The organism is Vibrio fortis, from assembly GCF_024347475.1.
GTDB lineage: Bacteria > Pseudomonadota > Gammaproteobacteria > Enterobacterales > Vibrionaceae > Vibrio > Vibrio fortis.
Window position 1 is genome coordinate 180056 of sequence record NZ_AP025487.1, and the last position, 16594, is coordinate 196649.

Below are 16594 nucleotides of genomic sequence, written 5' to 3' on the forward strand. Positions count from 1 at the left end.
TCCAAGCCGCTGTTATTGTTGAGTATTAATACTACTGGTTTTGTAGTGTCATATACTCCGCAACGCCTTGCGCCACGGTTTTAAATTCGATGTCACAACCAGCTGCACGTAGCTTAGTCAGATCTGCCTGAGTAAACTCTTGGTATGCACCTTTTAAGTGCTCAGGGAATGGAATAGTTTCAATCTCACCTTTACCGTGGTACTTAATTACCGCTTTTGCTACTTCTTCAAAAGACTCTGCATTGCCGGTACCTAGGTTGAAAATGCCCGAAACACCATTTTCTAGGAACCAAAGGTTCACTGCGGCTACATCACCAACGTAAACAAAGTCACGTTTAAATGTTTCGCTACCAGCAAACAGTTTTGGGTTTTCGCCCGCATTCATTTGGTTGTTTAAGTGGAAAGCGACTGAAGCCATGCTGCCTTTGTGCTCTTCACGAGGGCCGTAAACGTTGAAGTAGCGGAAGCCTGTGATTTGCGAAAGTGTTTCGTTATGCGCTGCAGCATCTGCTTGAAGGCGACGAACATAGTTGTCGAATTGTTGCTTAGAATAGCCGTATACGTTTAATGCACCTTCGTACTCTTTCTCTTCGATGAAAGTATCTGTTTCACCGTAAGTTGCTGCCGAAGAGGCATAAAGGAATGGAATCTCACGCTCAACACAGTAATGTAGTAGCTCTTTAGAGTACTCGTAGTTATTAAGCATCATGTACTTACCATCCCACTCTGTTGTCGCAGAGCATGCGCCTTCGTGGAAAATAGCTTCGATATTGCCAAAGTCATCACCGGCCATAACTTGAGTTAGGAAATCGTCACGATCCATGTAATCAGTAATGTCTAGGTCAACAAGGTTTTTGAACTTCTTACCGTTCTTTAGGTTGTCGACGACTAGAATATCGTTGTGGCCAGCTTCGTTGAGTACTTTCACAATATTGCTGCCAATCATGCCAGCACCACCAGTTACGATAATCATATTTTCCCACTCTTTTGAATATAAAACTACCGCGAGTATAGCAAGGAATGAACAATACGGGCTAGTGGAATAATTCCGCAACCAGAGTATGATATGAGAAGATTAGTTTTGAATTTTATTGAGTTAGCGAACTCGAGTTTATAGGTAATATCATGAAGATTGCGGTTGCCGGAACTGGCTATGTAGGGCTCTCAAATGCAATGTTATTGGCTCAACACCACGAGGTGGTAGCGGTAGATATTGTCGAAGAAAAAGTGGCGATGTTGAACAACAAGCAGTCTCCTATTGTGGATGCTGAAATAGAGCACTTCTTAGCGACAAAGGCATTGAACTTCAGAGCGACGATCGACAAAACAGCTTATCAAGACGCTGAATTTGTCATCATTGCGACCCCAACTGATTACGATCCTACCACTAATTATTTCAATACCAGCTCTGTTGAGTCTGTCATTAAAGATGTAATGAGCGTTAACCCTGATGCTGTAATGATCATCAAATCAACAGTACCGGTTGGTTACACTGCTCGCATCAAGCAAGAATTAGAATGTGAGAATATCCTCTTCTCTCCTGAATTTTTACGTGAAGGAAAAGCACTATACGACAACTTGCACCCATCACGCATTATTGTTGGCGAACGTTCAGAGCGCGCAAAGGTATTTGCAGACTTATTGGTTGAAGGTGCTGAGAAGGTAGATATCGAGGTTCTATTTACTGATTCCACAGAAGCTGAAGCGGTGAAACTGTTTTCTAACACCTATCTTGCAATGCGTGTTTCTTACTTTAATGAGTTGGACTCGTACGCTGAAGCTCACGGATTAGATTCGCGACAGATCATTGAAGGGGTGGGGTTAGACCCGAGAATTGGTAATCACTATAACAACCCTTCATTTGGTTACGGCGGCTACTGTTTACCTAAAGATACTAAGCAGTTGCTGGCTAACTACCAAGATGTGCCAAATAACATTGTTGGTGCGATTGTCGATGCGAACCGAACGCGCAAAGACTTCATTGCAGAATCGATCATGAAACGTTCGCCTAAGGTTGTTGGTATCTATCGGCTGATCATGAAAACGGGTTCTGATAACTTCCGAGCTTCTTCTATTCAGGGCATTATGAAGCGGTTGAAAGCAAAGGGTATAGAAGTGGTTGTATATGAGCCTGTGCTGAACGAAGAGCATTTTTTTAACTCGAAAGTTTACAGTGACCTTGGTGAGTTTAAGGCTGTGAGTGATGTAATTGTCTCTAACCGTATGGTTGATGAAATCAAAGATGTAGAAGATAAAGTTTATACCCGAGACTTATTCGGTAGCGACTAGTTCTAACTTTATGCCTTGCGAGAGCTAAACCGACCAGATGTTAACGGCTCGATCTATCTGTTTAGGGGCGATATACTAACTATCTAAACAGATAGGGATTCGAAATAGAAATGAAGACACGTGACAAGATCGTTTATGCGGCGCTAGAGCTATTTAATGAGCACGGCGAGCGTAGTATTACTACCAACCATATTGCTGAACATATTGAAATCAGCCCAGGTAACCTTTACTACCATTTCCGCAACAAGCAAGAAATTGTGCGTGATATCTTCACTCTATATTCCGCGGAACTTCTAGAACGCTTTACCCCAATCCAAGGTCAGCAAGAGAGCTTAACGCTACTTAAACATTACTTGGACTCTATCTTCACTTTAATGTGGAAGTACCGTTTCTTCTACGCCAACCTTCCTGAAATTTTGTCTCGCGACGAGCAGTTGCACAATGATTACATGGCAGTGCAAGAGCGTTTGCAATCAAACCTAATCGCGATCATGCGTGCATTTGTGGATTTGAATTTGTTGAAAGCTTCTGAAGAAGAGATGAAATCTATGGTTACTTCTCTGCACCTTATTGCGTCGAGCTGGCTGGCTTACCAATCTGCGATGTCGCCAAAAACACAGATCACAGAGCAAGTGGTTCACCAAGGCATGCTACAGATGATCGCAGTCGTGAAACCTATCGCAACCACTCAAGGTTTTGAGCAGTTAACACTGTTGGAAGATGGCGTTCGAGCGTTGAATGGGTAGGGCAGACGAGAGTAACGAGATTCGGGATGCTTTTGAAGCAGATACGAGATTCGAGTAAACGGGATGCGAAGAGAATAAGAGCAGTGTGCTGTTCGTTACACGTATCTCGTCGTCCTTATCTGCTCTTCTTGCTCTTCGTATCTCTCATCTCGTTTACTCGCATCCGCTCTTACCTCACCAACCAACTCTTAGGATTCTGAGCTTGACTGTTTCTGCGGATCTCAAAGTAGAGCGATGGGCGAGACTGACCACCAGTATCACCGGCCAGCGCGATGGCTTCACCCGCTTTTACCTTATCACCTTCTTTCTTCAAGAGGGCTTGGTTAAAACCATATAGAGTCATATCACCTTTACCGTGGTCAAGTAGTACAACTAAGCCATAGCCACGTAGGTATTCAGCAAATACTACGGTTCCAGAATAGACAGATTTTACCTGCTGGCCATAGCTCGCGTTAATCACCATGCCTTTCCAGTTAATTTGTCCGGTTTGACGGGTGCCGTAGTTGTGCAGCACCTTACCTTTGATTGGCCATGGCAGTTTGCCTTTACGTTTTGCTAAGCCATCCATAGGAACAGCATTACGCCTTTCACGAGCGGCTTTTTCTGCTTTGGCAATCTCTGCTTTTAGGCGAGTCTCGTTACGTTGCAGTTCTGCAAGATAGTTTTGATCACCAGAGATGCTTTTCTTGATACTACCGACGGTTTTCTTACGCTGAGCTTGAGTCTTAGCGAGTTGGTCTCGTTTGGTGGTTTGTTGTTTGAGTAGGCTAGCAATTTGTTCCTGCTCTGCTTTACGAAGACGTTGGCTTTCTTCAAGTTCGGTTTGAGTTTGCTCAATCGCTTTAATCGTCGTTGTGCGTGTTTTGGCTAAATGCTGGTAATAGTGGCTAATACGATCTTCTTCTACACCTGTATTCAGAATGTGTGAAGAGGCTTTAGCACGACGTGTCATGTAGTAAGTTTGAATAAGTTGTTCAAGCTTTTGGGTGTGGACTTGCTTCTGAGTGGTAAGCGCTTGAATCTTGTTGTTGAGTTGCTGAACGTTAGCGTTAGCGGTAGCAAGCTGCTTCTTACTTTCCTTGATGTCTTTCTCTAATGAAGCGATAGAGAGTTCTTGCTTCTTGAGGTTGGCCTGCAGGCTATCCAGTTTTTTTTGTTGAGAAGATAGAGCTTGTTGCTGGCGAGAGATCTCGCTCTTAACACCCTTCAGCTCGCCTTGGGAAGCTGCATGAGTAGAGATAGAAAACATAGCACTAGAAAGTAAAATAAGGCCGCTTATAGCTTTAATTTTTTTCATTGTTTTTGTCATCTAAGTTACAGCCTACTCATTAAATTACTTATAGTTAATAGAGCTATCTATGTGGAGATAGAGATTCCAGATACTTTAAAAGCAGATACGAGTAAACGAGATTCGCGATACGAAGAGCTAAAGAGCCGTGACGAGATGAAAGGTACGAGATTTGAACAAACCTGTTCTTGTATTTTGGCTCTTCATCACTCGTTTACTCGTGTCCCGTATCCGCTTTTATTCTGCTCACATCCTGCTACTCAAATCTCTCATCCGCTCTTAAATCCCATCACCATGAATAAAGTTCTGAGAGCGTCCATTAAACCCTTGGTCCATATCCAGGGATGGCTTATCGGTTTTCGGCTTACCGACAATCTTAGCTGGTACACCTGCAACCGTAGTATGAGCAGGAACTGCTTGCAGCACCACAGAACAAGATCCGATCTTCGCACCTTCACCGACTTCAATGTTACCCAAGATCTTCGCACCTGCACCAATCATTACGCCTTCACGGATCTTAGGGTGACGATCGCCACCTTCTTTGCCTGTACCACCTAAAGTTACATCTTGTAGGATAGAGACATCGTTCTCAACAACGGCGGTTTCACCAATCACAATACCGGTTGCATGGTCGAGCATGATTGCCTTACCAATGCGTGCAGCCGGGTGGATATCCACTTGGCACGCCACTGAAATCTGGTTTTGAAGGTAAGTAGCAAGAGCAATACGGCCTTGTCGCCACAACCAATTTGCGACGCGATAGCCCTGTAGGGCATGATAACCTTTTAGGTAGAGCAACGGCATAGAGTACATCTCTACCGCCGGGTCTCGTGTCACGGTTGCGCAAATATCACAAGCCGCCGCATCAATAATTGATTGGTCTTCAGCAAAGGCTTGCTCCACCACTTCACGTACCGCCATCGCTGGCATAGAAGCAGTTTTTAGTTTGTTTGCCAGGATATAACTTAACGAAGCACCGAGACTGTCATGGTTGATGATGGTCGCATGATAAAAACTCGCAAGCATAGGCTCCTGCTCAGATTGCTCTCGAGCTTCCTTTACAATGCATTGCCAGACTTTTTGTTGTTCACAGTGTTTCATTTTTACTATCCATTCTTAAAGCAAGTGACGAGATGAGAGTAAACGAGTGGCGAAGATCTAAAAGATGAGAAAAGCTTTTGCTCTTCGAATCTCGTATCTCGTCACTCGAATCTGCTCTTAACCTTCCGATTTCTTATCTCGAGCCAGCAGATCTTGCGCTGCTAAGTGTGCATCTTTCCCTTGATACAACACTTGATAAATTTGTTCAACAATTGGCATCTCAACACCCATACGTTCAGACAATAGCCAAACCTCTTTGGTATTGCGATAACCCTCCACAACTTGGCCGATCTCTTCCTGTGCGGTATCGACATCTTTGCCGGTACCCAAGGCTAAACCGAAGCGACGGTTACGTGATTGGTTATCGGTACAAGTTAGGACTAAATCGCCTAAACCTGCCATCCCCATGAAGGTTTCTGGTTTTGCGCCCAGAGCAGCGCCTAAGCGACACATTTCAGCTAGGCCGCGCGTGATTAATGCAGTACGAGCATTTGCACCAAAGCCAATACCATCAGACATACCTGCACCAATTGCGATAACGTTCTTAACCGCACCGCCTAGTTGCATGCCAATGAAATCATCATTCGCGTATACACGGAAGGTACGAGTGCAGTGAATCTTCTCTTGCAGCTCTTTTACGAAATCTTGGTCTGGTGAAGCAACTGAAATCGCAGTTGGCATACCTGCAGCAAGCTCTTTGGCGAATGTAGGACCCGATAGGACTGCTAGTGAATAGCCATCGCCAAGTACGTCATGAGCAACGTCTTTTAGTAGACGACCTGTTTCTGGCTCTAACCCTTTAGTTGCCCAGCAGATACGTGAATCTGCTTTTAGGTGAGATTTTAAACTGTTCAGAACAATGCCAAATACATGGCTTGGTACCACTACAAGTAGATCGCGACTTGCAGATACAGCTTTCTCTAGATCTGATTCGATAATCAAGCTTTCTGGGAAGTCGATGTTTGGCAGGAACTCATGGTTAGCGCGATCAGCTTCTAAGCGAGCCATATGCTCAGGTTCATGGCCCCAAAGCACAATGTTGGCACCATTACGTGCAAGAGAAATCGCTAAAGAAGTGCCGTAGGAACCAGCGCCAATCACCGTCATGGCGATCTCTTTGCCATAAACGCTCTTTCTATCATAAGCGTCACTGATATCATTAGTGCGAGTTGTGTCTGTCATGCTTCCACCTGAAAGTCTTGAGGAAATGAAAGGAGTATCTGTCTACTGAATATACCGAAAATATAAAAAATGCACACCGCATTAAGTCGCGCTGTGCATTTTTAAACGGTTAGATTAAGTTTTATGTGGCATTAAGCCCTGTATAACTTAAGCTTGCTCGCCTTCAGCTTGTTGAGCTTGGTTTTGTAGGTAGTTCATGAACAGAGCGTCGAAGTTAACTGGTGCTAGGTTCAGTTGTGGGAACGTACCTTTAACCACTAAGCTAGAGATAGTTTCACGAGCGTATGGGAATAGGATGTTCGGGCAGAATGCACCTAGGCAGTGTGCCAGTTGGCCAGCTTCCATTTCGCTTGCAGTGAAGATACCACCTTGTTGTACTTCACATAGGAACGCTGTCTCTTCTGCGTTCTTAACTGTCACAGTAAGACGTAGGATTACTTCGTAAACGCCTTGGCCAAGTTCACGGCTTTGAGTGTCTAGATCCAGTTTTACATCTGGGTTCCACTCTTTTTGGAACATATCTGGTGAGTTTGGCGCTTCAAAAGAAACGTCTTTTAGGAAGATACGTTGGATTGCGAAGTTTTGTTGTGCTTCTTGAGGTGCTGCTTCAGCCATTTTCTTGTCCTTAAAAATTTACATTGGGCTCCGTAATCAAAATTGAGTTACGTAGCCTGAAAAACGAGTATATAGATAACTTTTTTTATTAATAACAGTGCTACTAAGAGTTACTTTTTACCCTTAACTAAAGGTAGGTTCGCTTCACTCCAAGCAACTAGGCCATTCTTTAGTAGGCTCACGTTTTCAAACCCTGCTTTCGTTAGTAGGTTTGCACTTTCTTGAGCGGTTTGACCTGTTTTACATACCACAATGATTGGGTCTGCTTTATGGCTTTCAAGGCTACCAAAGTTATTTGCTTTGATATCTGAAGGCAAAATGTGAAGTGCGTCAGTAATATGACCTTTTTTGTATTCATCCTTAGTACGAATATCAACCACAATGCCATTTTCACGGTTCATTAGTTGTGTGGTTTGCGCTGCGGTGATCTCTTTGTAAGCCGCATTCGATGCTTTGATGACATTCATAATGATGGCAACCACTAAGCCAATCCATACGATGGCTAAAATCATATTCTCTTGAATAAAGGGTACTAACTCTTGCATATCTTAAACTCTTGTCGTTTGGGGCTAGAAACTATACCCAAGCATCTTGAGGTCACTTTGGTATATGGTTTTGGATTATAGCGATAAAGGATTACAGAATACAGAAGAAGCCAAAGGTTGTGAGTAAAGGCGTGGAATAAAGCAGTTTCTGTCTAGAATTTATGCATTTACTTGTACACACTTATTCACTATGATGATCAACTGGTTGTTTAAGCTGAACAACGGATAGAGGTTGAAGCTTAGCCTCTGAATATAAACGTTTATATTTTATGGGAATCATTATGAAAAAGATTGCTTTAGTAGCAGCACTAGCTGTTAGCTTCTCAGGTGCGGCTTTCGCTGCAGGTGAAACTGCAGCCGCAGCAGGCGCTGGTGCTGGGTCTGGCGGTGCAGCTGCAGGTGGTGCGGCTGCAGCGGGTGCAGCAGCAGGTACAGCGACAACTGTAGCAGTAACAACTGCAGCAGTAGCAGTGGGCGCAGCAGTAGCAGTAGCTTCTAACGAGGGCGGCGCTACAACAACTACTACAACTAAGTAAGTGATTGTGTAGTAGTACAAAAGCCATTTTATGTGCAAACATAAAGTGGTTTTTTTTTACATCAGTGTGTTCAAACATCGCTAGGAAGCTAAAAACAGTCATGATTAAACCTCTTATCGCCTCTTTAGGTTTGTTGCTTGCGGGATGCTCCCAGCAGTTCCAAGACTTAAACACCACTTTTAATGAAGCTATGTTTGGAGATGCTGACGTTTCTACCACAGCTGAATATATCCAAGACCTGCCTTACGCCAGCATTTACGCGCAGATTGAAGATCAAGGTAAAATATTTATGGTTTTGGCTTTTGTTGGGCAGAACCCTGAAACTGGTGCTGAGCAACTAAAATGGATGTCTTCTGACAAAGCGATAATTGTGACTGAAAATGGCCGTGTGGTTCAAACTCTGTTGCTGCCTTATGAGAACCTATCAGGCTTAGCAGCAAAACCAACAAATGCATTGGTGCCAAGCTTTGATTTATCAGCACAACCCAAAGTGCAACAGTGGCAAGCTACTTATGACTGGCAGCCAGATTACCGATTTGGATACAGTGCGAATATTGTACGTACCTATGTAAACAAAGAAACAGTGCAAACACCATTAGCTTCGATTGAAACAAATAAATTTATCGAACAAGTGAGCTATCCAGCGCTTAGCGAGCAGATAGAAAATGAATATTGGGTAAATAGCCAGGGTAAGGTAGTGAAAACGGTTCAGTATCTTGGCCCAGATATGACTCGTTTAGAGCTAACCCTACTTAAGCCTTATCAAGCGAACTAATCGATGGTGATAAACAGTATGAAATCATTAATGAAATTCGGTAAACGTACCGTATTGGCTTCGCTTTGTTCTTCGTTATTCTTATCAAGTGTTGCGCATGCCCTTTCTTTAGAAGTACAAGCCCAAACACAACTAAGCGTTGAGCTTCCAGTCCAGGGAGTTACCCTTAATTACACTCAGCCCGTTCGCCTTGAACAAGTGTTAGATGACGCGAATGAGAACGGTGCGTTAGGCTACTTTCCACTATCAGCACAACTGTTTGATCGTAATGCACAACAGCAAGTTGATAAGTTAAAAGCGCAAGTACTTGAACAGCTGAATCAACTAGTGCTGCAAGAACCGCAAGTAAAATATGTGGCTGCACAATTGGAGTCTTTTGATTACCAAGCGCGTTACTTTGTCGATTTAGATAGAAACGCAGTGATCTCACAACCAGAGAAAAATCCGCTCTTACGTTCAAAAAATATATCGCTTTTAATAGGGAACATGGTCGAATCAGGTAAGCCAAACCAGGCGCAACGCTTTGATTTGTATCTAACTCAAAGATCAAGCAATTTGATTTTAGTTGGGGCTGTTAAGCAGGCACACAAACTTAAGTTGATTGAACATGGCCAGTTAGATAACTACCTCTCTATGCTTCCAAAAGGTGAGTTGCTGGAGAACGCGGACAAAAGCTTAGCATTCGTCATTCAACCTGATGGTCATGTGGATGAAATAAGCTACGCCTATTGGAATAGCAAGCAAGCTTATTTCGCTCCTGGTGCAATTCTGTTTATTGCTTTTGATTCGCTACCTTCTGAGTTTTCAACTTTGAATCAAAATATTATCGAACTTCTACGTCATAAGGTTAATTTGTAATGTCTGCTAATCAATCATTCCCATTAACTTTCTTTGCAAGTTCGATTGCTGGTTCCTTATTGGCTGTCAGTAGCTTTTCTGCTAATGCTCAAGAACATCAGTATTCTGACGTTGAGATTTCAAGTTTTAATACACCTACGTTGAAGCATTCGCAGACCAATTTTGGCGGTGTTGGTTTAATGCAGATGCCTACGGCACGTATGGCTCCTGAAGGGGAATTTAACTTCAGTACCTCATTTAATAATGAGTACTCTTTTTACAATGTCAGCCTACAGCTAATGCCTTGGTTAGAGACAACCATTAGATACGCTCAAGTGCAAGACTTGCTTTATAGTGGTAATGGTGACGGTGATTGTTCTACGAATAATTTTAGTGGTTGCAACGAATACACCGACAAAGGTATCGATTTTAAAGTTCGCTTGATTGAAGAAGGTTACTACCTACCTGAACTATCCGTTGGTATTCGTGACTTTGGTGGCACAGGGTTGTTTGACGGTGAGTTTATCGCGGCTAGCAAACGTTTTGGACCACTGGATGTTACATTCGGTATGGGCTGGGGTTATATGGGGACTAGTGGAAATGTTACTAACCCGTTTTGTAAGGCTAGTGACAAGTTTTGTCACAGAGAAAACGGTTCGCCTGAAAACGTTGGACAAGTAGAGTTTGAGCGTTGGTTTAAAGGAGATGCAGCAGTCTATGGTGGCTTAGAATATCAAACGCCATATAAACCCTTAATATTGAAGCTTGAATATGATAGCAATGACTATTCGCAAGACTTCCCTGTGGTGTTTGGTGGTGTCGATATGACACAGCATACACCTTGGAATATAGGCGCCTTATATCGTTTTAATGACTGGGCTATTGCCAAAATTAGCTATGAGCGTGGTGACACTCTGACTATGGGGGTTGATTTAACGACTAATTTTAATGAAATCTCCTCCATTTGGCGTGACACAGAGACAACGCAGCTACGCCCAAGTAATGCTAACAGCAAAGACGATGTTGACTTAGTCCAGTTAACGGAAGAGTTAGATAGTATTGCTGGTTATGAACAAGCCCAGATATTTATGGATGATAATATCGTCGTCGTAAAAGGCGAGCAGGTAAAATATCGAGATCGTTCTATAGCACTTGAACGTGGTGCAACGGTAATTGCTAACCATGTCCCAGATTACATCGATACTTACCAAATCGTTGAAACTAGTAAAGCAGGCGAGCTATCGCAAACGGATATCAATGCTACACAGTTTAAACAGTCAGCGAACTACGCCTACTTAGACTCTGATATTGCAGACTCTGCACAAAATGTAGAGGTTACATCGACGTCAGTTGCTGAGTATAGCGATGCTCGAGAACGTTTTGATGTTTCAGTATCTCCAAACTTAGCACAGTCTTTTGGTTCAGCAGAAGATTTTTATCTGTATGCTTTAGGTGTGTATACCAATGCCTCGTTCTGGGCAATCCATAATATTGAGCTATCCGGCTCGCTGTATATCAACTTAATTGATAACTACGATAAGTTTAATTATGAGATCCCATCTGATGGTACTGACCAAACGCCAAGAGTCAGAACCCTGTTTCGCTCTTATGTGGAAGAGCCTGTTCGTCTGGATAGATTACAGTTAACTTGGTTTGAAGACTACGGTAGTGGTGTTTACAGCCAAGCATATGCCGGTTACCTAGAAAGCATGTTTGCTGGAGTGGGGGGGGAGATCCTTTACAGACCATACAATAGCAACTGGGCAGTTGGCGCAGATATTACAACCATTAGCCAGCGTGAACCAGATAGTTGGTTTGCAACCTTTGATGAAGAAATACAACCTCACCCAACAGACTCGAGCCGCACTTATAAAGTGATAAATAAAAGTACAACCGGTTTTGTAACCGGTTACTACATGCCACAATGGGAGTTTTTAAGCGATACCCTGTTTAAGGTTGGCTTTGGTAAGTTCCTAGCGGGTGATATTGGCACTCGAATAGATTTCTCTAAGCAGTTTAAAAGTGGTGTGATTGCAGGGGCCTTTGCGAGTTTGACCGATTTGAGTGAAGAGGACTTTGGAGAAGGTAGTTACACAAAAGGCTTTTATATATCAATTCCGTTCGATCTATTAACGGTAAAACCAAGCTCGAATCGTGCGCAGTTTACTTGGCAGCCATTAACCCGTGACGGTGGTCAGGTGCTCAATAAACAGTACAATCTGTTTGAACAAACCGACGCAAGATCACCATGGTTCCAGAGGCCAAGTAAGGTTAAATGATTTAGTAGATTCGAGTAAGCGGGATGCGAGATTCGAAGAGCTCGAGGGTAGATTAGAGTAAACGGTATACGAGATGTGAAGAGCCAGTGCCTTCGCATCTCGAATCTGCTTCTTTGTCTTTTCGCATCCCGAACCTATATGTAATTCGATTCTTATGTTTCTAGCGCCCAACCATTCAACAAGGTTGATAATACAGACAAACTGTGGATAATACATACGGATTAAAATTAAGCACTTTCAGTTGTAAATTTTATAAAAAACACCATTTGGCTTTTAAGTAAATTCTCGGTGCACAGAAAACTACGCAGTGTGATGTCGCGTTATATCAATGGGCGGTAGCGTGCCCGAAAGCAAAGGAATGTGGAACCGATATCAAATTATCATCTACTTCTCCCTCCGTATAAGCCATTGCCAATGGTAAGGTCATATATCAGTATCACTCGGATGTGATTACATTTCTCAACAATGATTTGGTTAACATGAAGATTAAGAAAAATCGTCTCCTTTTGGCACTTTTGCCTGTTTTACTTGTTGGCTGTACAACTCCTGGTTCGCACCTTACTACTGATGATAAGAATGTGATCCTTCCCTCTGAAGAACAGCAAGCTACGGATATCTCAGATGTTGTTAACCTCTACCCTCTAACTGCTCAAACGGTTTCTAATTACAAGAGCCAAGCTCAGTCTATGTCGCAAGCTAATCCAGAGTTAGACGTTGATATTGCGAAATATGAGTACAAAGTTGGTGTGGGCGATATTTTGAACGTCACGATTTGGGACCATCCAGAGCTAACCATCCCAGCAGGTTCCTACCGTAGTGCTTCTGAAGCAGGTAACTGGGTACATGCTGATGGCACTATCTTCTACCCATACATTGGAACGGTAGAAGTCGCTGGTAAAACCGTACGTGAAATTCGTGAAGAGGTCGCAGAGCGTTTAGCTAAGTACATTGAAAGCCCGCAAGTGGATGTGAATGTAGCCGCTTTCCGATCTAAGAAAACTTATGTTACTGGTGAAGTTACAGCACCGGGCCAACAGCCTATTACCAATATCCCTTTGACATTGCTTGATGCCGTTAATCGCTCAGGCGGCCTGTCTGAACATGCAGATTGGCGTAATGTTTCATTAACACGCAATGGCGTTGAGGAAAATATTTCCCTGTATGGGCTTATGCAACGTGGAGATTTGACTCAAAACCGTTTATTACAAGCGGGGGATATTGTTCATGTACCACGTAATGACAATCAAAAAGTCTTTGTGATGGGGGAAGTTAATGAACCTCAGCTCCTAAAGATTGATCGAGTTGGTATGAGCTTGACGGAAGCGTTGAGCAGTGTGGGGGGTATCAATCAGCTCTCAGCGGATGCGACAGGTGTATTTGTGATCCGCACTTCTGATGATAAATCGGAAAGAATGGCGGATATCTACCAACTAAACATGGAAGATGCATCAGCATTAGTTATCGGCACTGAATTTGATTTGAAACCGTATGACATTGTTTATGTAACCGCGGCACCGATTAGTCGTTGGAACAGAGTGATAGGACAATTAGTGCCAACCATTACCGGCTTTAACGACTTAACTGAAGGTGTACTTCGAGTTCGTAATTGGCCTTAGAAAGTTAAAATACTCAGGTCACATTTGGTGGCCTGTTTTGTAGAGTTGTTTATTACTTATGTTTAATAAAATTTTAATCGTTTGTGTAGGTAATATTTGCCGCTCTCCAACTGGAGAGCGTGTCTTGCAAAAATTATTGCCTACCAAGCATGTTGCCTCAGCTGGGATCGCCGTAGAAAAAAGCCGATTGATTGACAAGCCTGCCGATAAAATGGCTATTGCTATTGCCAATGAACATAGTGTTGATTTAGAAAATCATCGTTCACAGCAACTTACTCCACAACTGTGTGCCCAGTATGATCTTATTCTGGTTATGGAGAAGGGGCATGTAGAAGCTTTAACTCAAATTGCACCAGAAGCTCGTGGGAAAACCATGCTGTTTAGCCAGTGGGTTGGTCAGCAGGATATTCCAGATCCGTACCAACAGAGTCGCGAGGCATTTGAACATGTTTACTGCTTGATTGAAGAAGCAGCAGAAGCGTGGGCGAGAAAGATTTAATCACTTTTAAGTAGTGAGAATAATATAGAGTGGTGGATAGCTAGCCTTCCGCACTATTAGAACAATACTAGTTTTAGGAAGTAGTAATTCGATGACAACACAAGCATCTAGGCAATCACAAGTTGATAATTCAGATGAGATAGATTTAGGGAAACTGATTGGCACTTTGTTGGACGCTAAATGGTGGATTATTGTTACAACATTTTGTTTCTTAATCGTTGGCGTTGTATATGCACTTTTGGCAACACCAGTATTTAAAGCTGACGCTTTGGTTCAGGTAGAGGAGAAGTCAGCGGGAGTGCCGGGCCTTTCTGATATCTCAGACATGTTTGCTTCAGAATCATCATCAGACACTGAAATTCAAATTATCAAGTCACGGATGGTCGTGGGCAATACAGTCGATAAGCTTCAACTGACCATTAACGTGGAGCCTAAATACTTTCCAATAATAGGGAAGGGATTTGCTCGCCTTATGGAACAAGATAAGCCTGTTCTGGAAGTAAATTCTCTTGAGGTTCCAAAAGAGCTGCTCGGTCAGAGCATGATTTTAACCGTTGTTAGAGGTGACCAATTCAGTGTTTCTTACGATGGTCAAGAATTGTTGGAAGGAAAAGTCGGTGAATTAGTCGAAGATAACGGCATCAAAATTGGTGTGATCTCAATTGATGCTAATCCTGGCACTCAATTTAAAATCACTAAGTCAGCACGCTTGTTAACTATTGCCGATTTACAAGAGCAGCTAGGGGTATCTGAGCAAGGCAAAAAAACGGGTATTTTACGCTTAGTTCTAGAAGGTGAAAATCCAGAGGAAATTCAGAATATTCTTAACAGCATCGCATCAGATTACCTGATGCAGAATGTAGAGCGCACATCAGCAGAAGCCGAGAAAAGTCTGCAATTCTTACGAGGCCACCTGCCAGATATTAAACAACAGCTTGATAAATCTGAAGGTAAATTGAATCAATTTAAGATAGAGAATGATTCGGTTGACCTAGCGTTAGAAGCTGAATCTGTGTTGAAAACCATGGTCACAATCGAATCTCAGCTTAATGAGTTAACATTTAAAGAGGCAGATATTGCTCAGAGGTTCAAAAAAAGTCACCCAGCGTATTTAGCTCTGATTGAAAAACGTAGCACCCTTGAAGGAGAAAAGCTTCGCTTAGAGAACATGGTGGCTAAAATGCCGCAAACTCAACAAGAGGTGATTCGATTAAGTCGCGATGTTGAAGTCAATCAAGCAATATATCTGCAGCTTATTGAAAAGGTACAAGAATTAAACGTAATGAAGGCTAGTGCAGTCGGGAATGTTAGGGTTTTAGATTACGCTGAGACTTTAGAAGAACCAGTGAAACCTAAAAAAGCCATTATTGTTGTGATTGCGACTTTATTAGGTGGGCTACTTTCCATCGCGTTTGTCTTAATTAAAGAGGTGCTTCATAAAGGCGTTGAGAACCCAGATGAAATTGAAGCTATTGGCTTGCCAGTCTATGCTAGCGTACCAAAATCGGATTTACAGTTAGAGTTAACCAATCGTTTTAAATCCAAGAAGCATAAGATCTCAGGTACTCAAGCGCTTTTAGCAGAATCTAATCCTGCAGATCTCTCAATCGAGGCTCTACGTGGTCTACGTACAAGCCTTCATTTCGCCATGCTTGAAGCAAAGAACAATATCTTGATGATTTCAGGACCTGCGCCAGGTATAGGTAAATCTTTCATTTCGACCAACTTTGCTGCAGTTGCTGCAAAAACGGGCCAAAAGGTGTTGTTGATCGATGCGGATATGCGTAAAGGTTACTTACAACAAAGCTTTGGTGTTAAATGGGATGATGGTCTTTCTGATATGTTAATCAGTAAAAATGACTTTGTAGAGTCAATTAAGTCAACACAGATAGATAACTTGGATATTGTAACTCGAGGTCAGGTACCACCAAATCCATCAGAATTGTTAATGCACTCTAGATTTGCTGAATTGATGGAGTGGGCATCGGATGCATATGATTTAGTAATTGTTGATACACCGCCAGTATTGGCAGTAACAGATCCAAGTGTTGTAGGGGCGTATGCTGGTACGACATTGATGGTAGCTCGCTTTGGCCAAAACTCGATTAAAGAGATAGAAGTAGCACGCAATCGCTTCGAGCAATCTGGCATTGATGTGAAAGGCGTAATTTTCAATGCTATAGAGAAAAAGGCTTCCAGCTCTTATGGTTATGGTTACTATAACTACTCATATAAGAGTGACTCCTAATTTAAATTATTTAGTGAACACCAAAATAAATGGTTAAA

Annotated in this window: 14 protein-coding genes and 1 pseudogene; 9 read left to right on the forward strand and 6 right to left on the reverse strand. The window is 42.7% G+C overall.

Going from position 1 to position 16594, the window contains the following annotated elements; genetic code table 11:
• Nucleotides 1-31: 31 nt before the first annotated feature.
• Nucleotides 32-973, reverse strand: a complete 942-nt coding sequence (rfaD, locus tag OCV50_RS00820; protein ID WP_261903445.1) for an ADP-glyceromanno-heptose 6-epimerase — start codon at nt 971-973, stop codon at nt 32-34.
• 152 nt (nt 974-1125) lie between these two features.
• Here rfaD and OCV50_RS00825 point away from each other — a divergent pair, with 152 nt between their 5' ends.
• Both OCV50_RS00825 and OCV50_RS00830 read left to right on the forward strand, forming a co-directional pair.
• The gene (locus OCV50_RS00825) at nt 1126-2289 is read left to right on the forward strand and encodes a nucleotide sugar dehydrogenase (RefSeq protein WP_261903446.1); all 1164 of its coding nucleotides are present in this window, start codon (nt 1126-1128) and stop codon (nt 2287-2289) included.
• Nucleotides 2290-2399: 110 nt separating this feature from the next.
• Complete coding sequence (locus OCV50_RS00830; protein WP_261903447.1) at nt 2400-3035, forward strand: TetR/AcrR family transcriptional regulator; 636 nt, start codon at nt 2400-2402, stop codon at nt 3033-3035.
• A 169-nt stretch (nt 3036-3204) separates the two neighbouring features.
• Here OCV50_RS00830 and OCV50_RS00835 read toward each other — a convergent pair whose 3' ends face one another.
• The 5 genes from OCV50_RS00835 to OCV50_RS00855 all read right to left on the reverse strand — a co-directional run bounded on the left by OCV50_RS00835 (nt 3205) and on the right by OCV50_RS00855 (nt 7766).
• Complete coding sequence (locus OCV50_RS00835; RefSeq protein WP_261903448.1) at nt 3205-4344, reverse strand: murein hydrolase activator EnvC family protein; 1140 nt, start codon at nt 4342-4344, stop codon at nt 3205-3207.
• A 258-nt stretch (nt 4345-4602) separates the two neighbouring features.
• The gene (gene cysE / locus OCV50_RS00840; protein WP_261903449.1) at nt 4603-5424 is read right to left on the reverse strand and encodes a serine O-acetyltransferase; all 822 of its coding nucleotides are present in this window, start codon (nt 5422-5424) and stop codon (nt 4603-4605) included.
• 117 nt (nt 5425-5541) lie between these two features.
• Nucleotides 5542-6606, reverse strand: coding sequence for an NAD(P)H-dependent glycerol-3-phosphate dehydrogenase (gene gpsA / locus OCV50_RS00845; protein ID WP_261903450.1), 1065 nt, complete (start codon nt 6604-6606; stop codon nt 5542-5544).
• Between the two features lie 147 nt (nt 6607-6753).
• On the reverse strand, nt 6754-7221 hold the full coding sequence (secB, locus tag OCV50_RS00850; RefSeq protein WP_032551186.1) for a protein-export chaperone SecB: 468 nt from the start codon (nt 7219-7221) through the stop codon (nt 6754-6756).
• A 110-nt stretch (nt 7222-7331) separates the two neighbouring features.
• A complete protein-coding gene (locus OCV50_RS00855; RefSeq protein WP_261903451.1) occupies nt 7332-7766 on the reverse strand; it encodes a rhodanese-like domain-containing protein in 435 nt (144 codons plus the stop codon).
• Between the two features lie 281 nt (nt 7767-8047).
• Here OCV50_RS00855 and OCV50_RS00860 point away from each other — a divergent pair, with 281 nt between their 5' ends.
• From OCV50_RS00860 to OCV50_RS00890, 7 genes and pseudogenes are all read left to right on the forward strand, one after another.
• A complete protein-coding gene (locus tag OCV50_RS00860; RefSeq protein WP_261903452.1) occupies nt 8048-8302 on the forward strand; it encodes a hypothetical protein in 255 nt (84 codons plus the stop codon).
• Nucleotides 8303-8402: 100 nt separating this feature from the next.
• Complete coding sequence (locus OCV50_RS00865) at nt 8403-9077, forward strand: YjbF family lipoprotein (RefSeq protein WP_261903453.1); 675 nt, start codon at nt 8403-8405, stop codon at nt 9075-9077.
• Between the two features lie 18 nt (nt 9078-9095).
• On the forward strand, nt 9096-9935 hold the full coding sequence (locus OCV50_RS00870) for a capsule biosynthesis GfcC family protein (protein ID WP_261903454.1): 840 nt from the start codon (nt 9096-9098) through the stop codon (nt 9933-9935).
• A 149-nt stretch (nt 9936-10084) separates the two neighbouring features.
• Nucleotides 10085-12193 (forward strand): annotated as a pseudogene (locus OCV50_RS00875) (YjbH domain-containing protein); the annotation flags it as partial.
• Nucleotides 12194-12672: 479 nt separating this feature from the next.
• Nucleotides 12673-13809: a polysaccharide export protein gene (locus tag OCV50_RS00880; protein ID WP_261903456.1), complete on the forward strand. Its 1137-nt coding sequence runs from the start codon at nt 12673-12675 to the stop codon at nt 13807-13809.
• Between the two features lie 58 nt (nt 13810-13867).
• Nucleotides 13868-14308, forward strand: coding sequence for a low molecular weight protein-tyrosine-phosphatase (locus OCV50_RS00885; protein ID WP_261903457.1), 441 nt, complete (start codon nt 13868-13870; stop codon nt 14306-14308).
• A gap of 91 nt (nt 14309-14399) precedes the next feature.
• The gene (locus OCV50_RS00890; protein WP_261903458.1) at nt 14400-16556 is read left to right on the forward strand and encodes a polysaccharide biosynthesis tyrosine autokinase; all 2157 of its coding nucleotides are present in this window, start codon (nt 14400-14402) and stop codon (nt 16554-16556) included.
• Nucleotides 16557-16594 lie beyond the last annotated feature (38 nt).

Bases quoted from the DNA above. Each gene is read 5' to 3' on its own strand.
- OCV50_RS00870 (WP_261903454.1), top strand. From the start codon at position 9,096: ATGAAATCATTAATGAAATTCGGTAAACGTACCGTATTGGCTTCGCTT.
- OCV50_RS00865 (WP_261903453.1), top strand. From the start codon at position 8,403: ATGATTAAACCTCTTATCGCCTCTTTAGGTTTGTTGCTTGCGGGATGC.
- OCV50_RS00890 (WP_261903458.1), top strand. From the start codon at position 14,400: ATGACAACACAAGCATCTAGGCAATCACAAGTTGATAATTCAGATGAG.
- OCV50_RS00855 (WP_261903451.1), bottom strand. From the start codon at position 7,766: ATGCAAGAGTTAGTACCCTTTATTCAAGAGAATATGATTTTAGCCATC.
- OCV50_RS00825 (WP_261903446.1), top strand. From the start codon at position 1,126: ATGAAGATTGCGGTTGCCGGAACTGGCTATGTAGGGCTCTCAAATGCA.
- OCV50_RS00860 (WP_261903452.1), top strand. From the start codon at position 8,048: ATGAAAAAGATTGCTTTAGTAGCAGCACTAGCTGTTAGCTTCTCAGGT.
- OCV50_RS00830 (WP_261903447.1), top strand. From the start codon at position 2,400: ATGAAGACACGTGACAAGATCGTTTATGCGGCGCTAGAGCTATTTAAT.
- cysE (WP_261903449.1), bottom strand. From the start codon at position 5,424: ATGAAACACTGTGAACAACAAAAAGTCTGGCAATGCATTGTAAAGGAA.
- rfaD (WP_261903445.1), bottom strand. From the start codon at position 973: ATGATTATCGTAACTGGTGGTGCTGGCATGATTGGCAGCAATATTGTG.
- OCV50_RS00880 (WP_261903456.1), top strand. From the start codon at position 12,673: ATGAAGATTAAGAAAAATCGTCTCCTTTTGGCACTTTTGCCTGTTTTA.
- gpsA (WP_261903450.1), bottom strand. From the start codon at position 6,606: ATGACAGACACAACTCGCACTAATGATATCAGTGACGCTTATGATAGA.
- secB (WP_032551186.1), bottom strand. From the start codon at position 7,221: ATGGCTGAAGCAGCACCTCAAGAAGCACAACAAAACTTCGCAATCCAA.
- OCV50_RS00835 (WP_261903448.1), bottom strand. From the start codon at position 4,344: ATGACAAAAACAATGAAAAAAATTAAAGCTATAAGCGGCCTTATTTTA.
- OCV50_RS00885 (WP_261903457.1), top strand. From the start codon at position 13,868: ATGTTTAATAAAATTTTAATCGTTTGTGTAGGTAATATTTGCCGCTCT.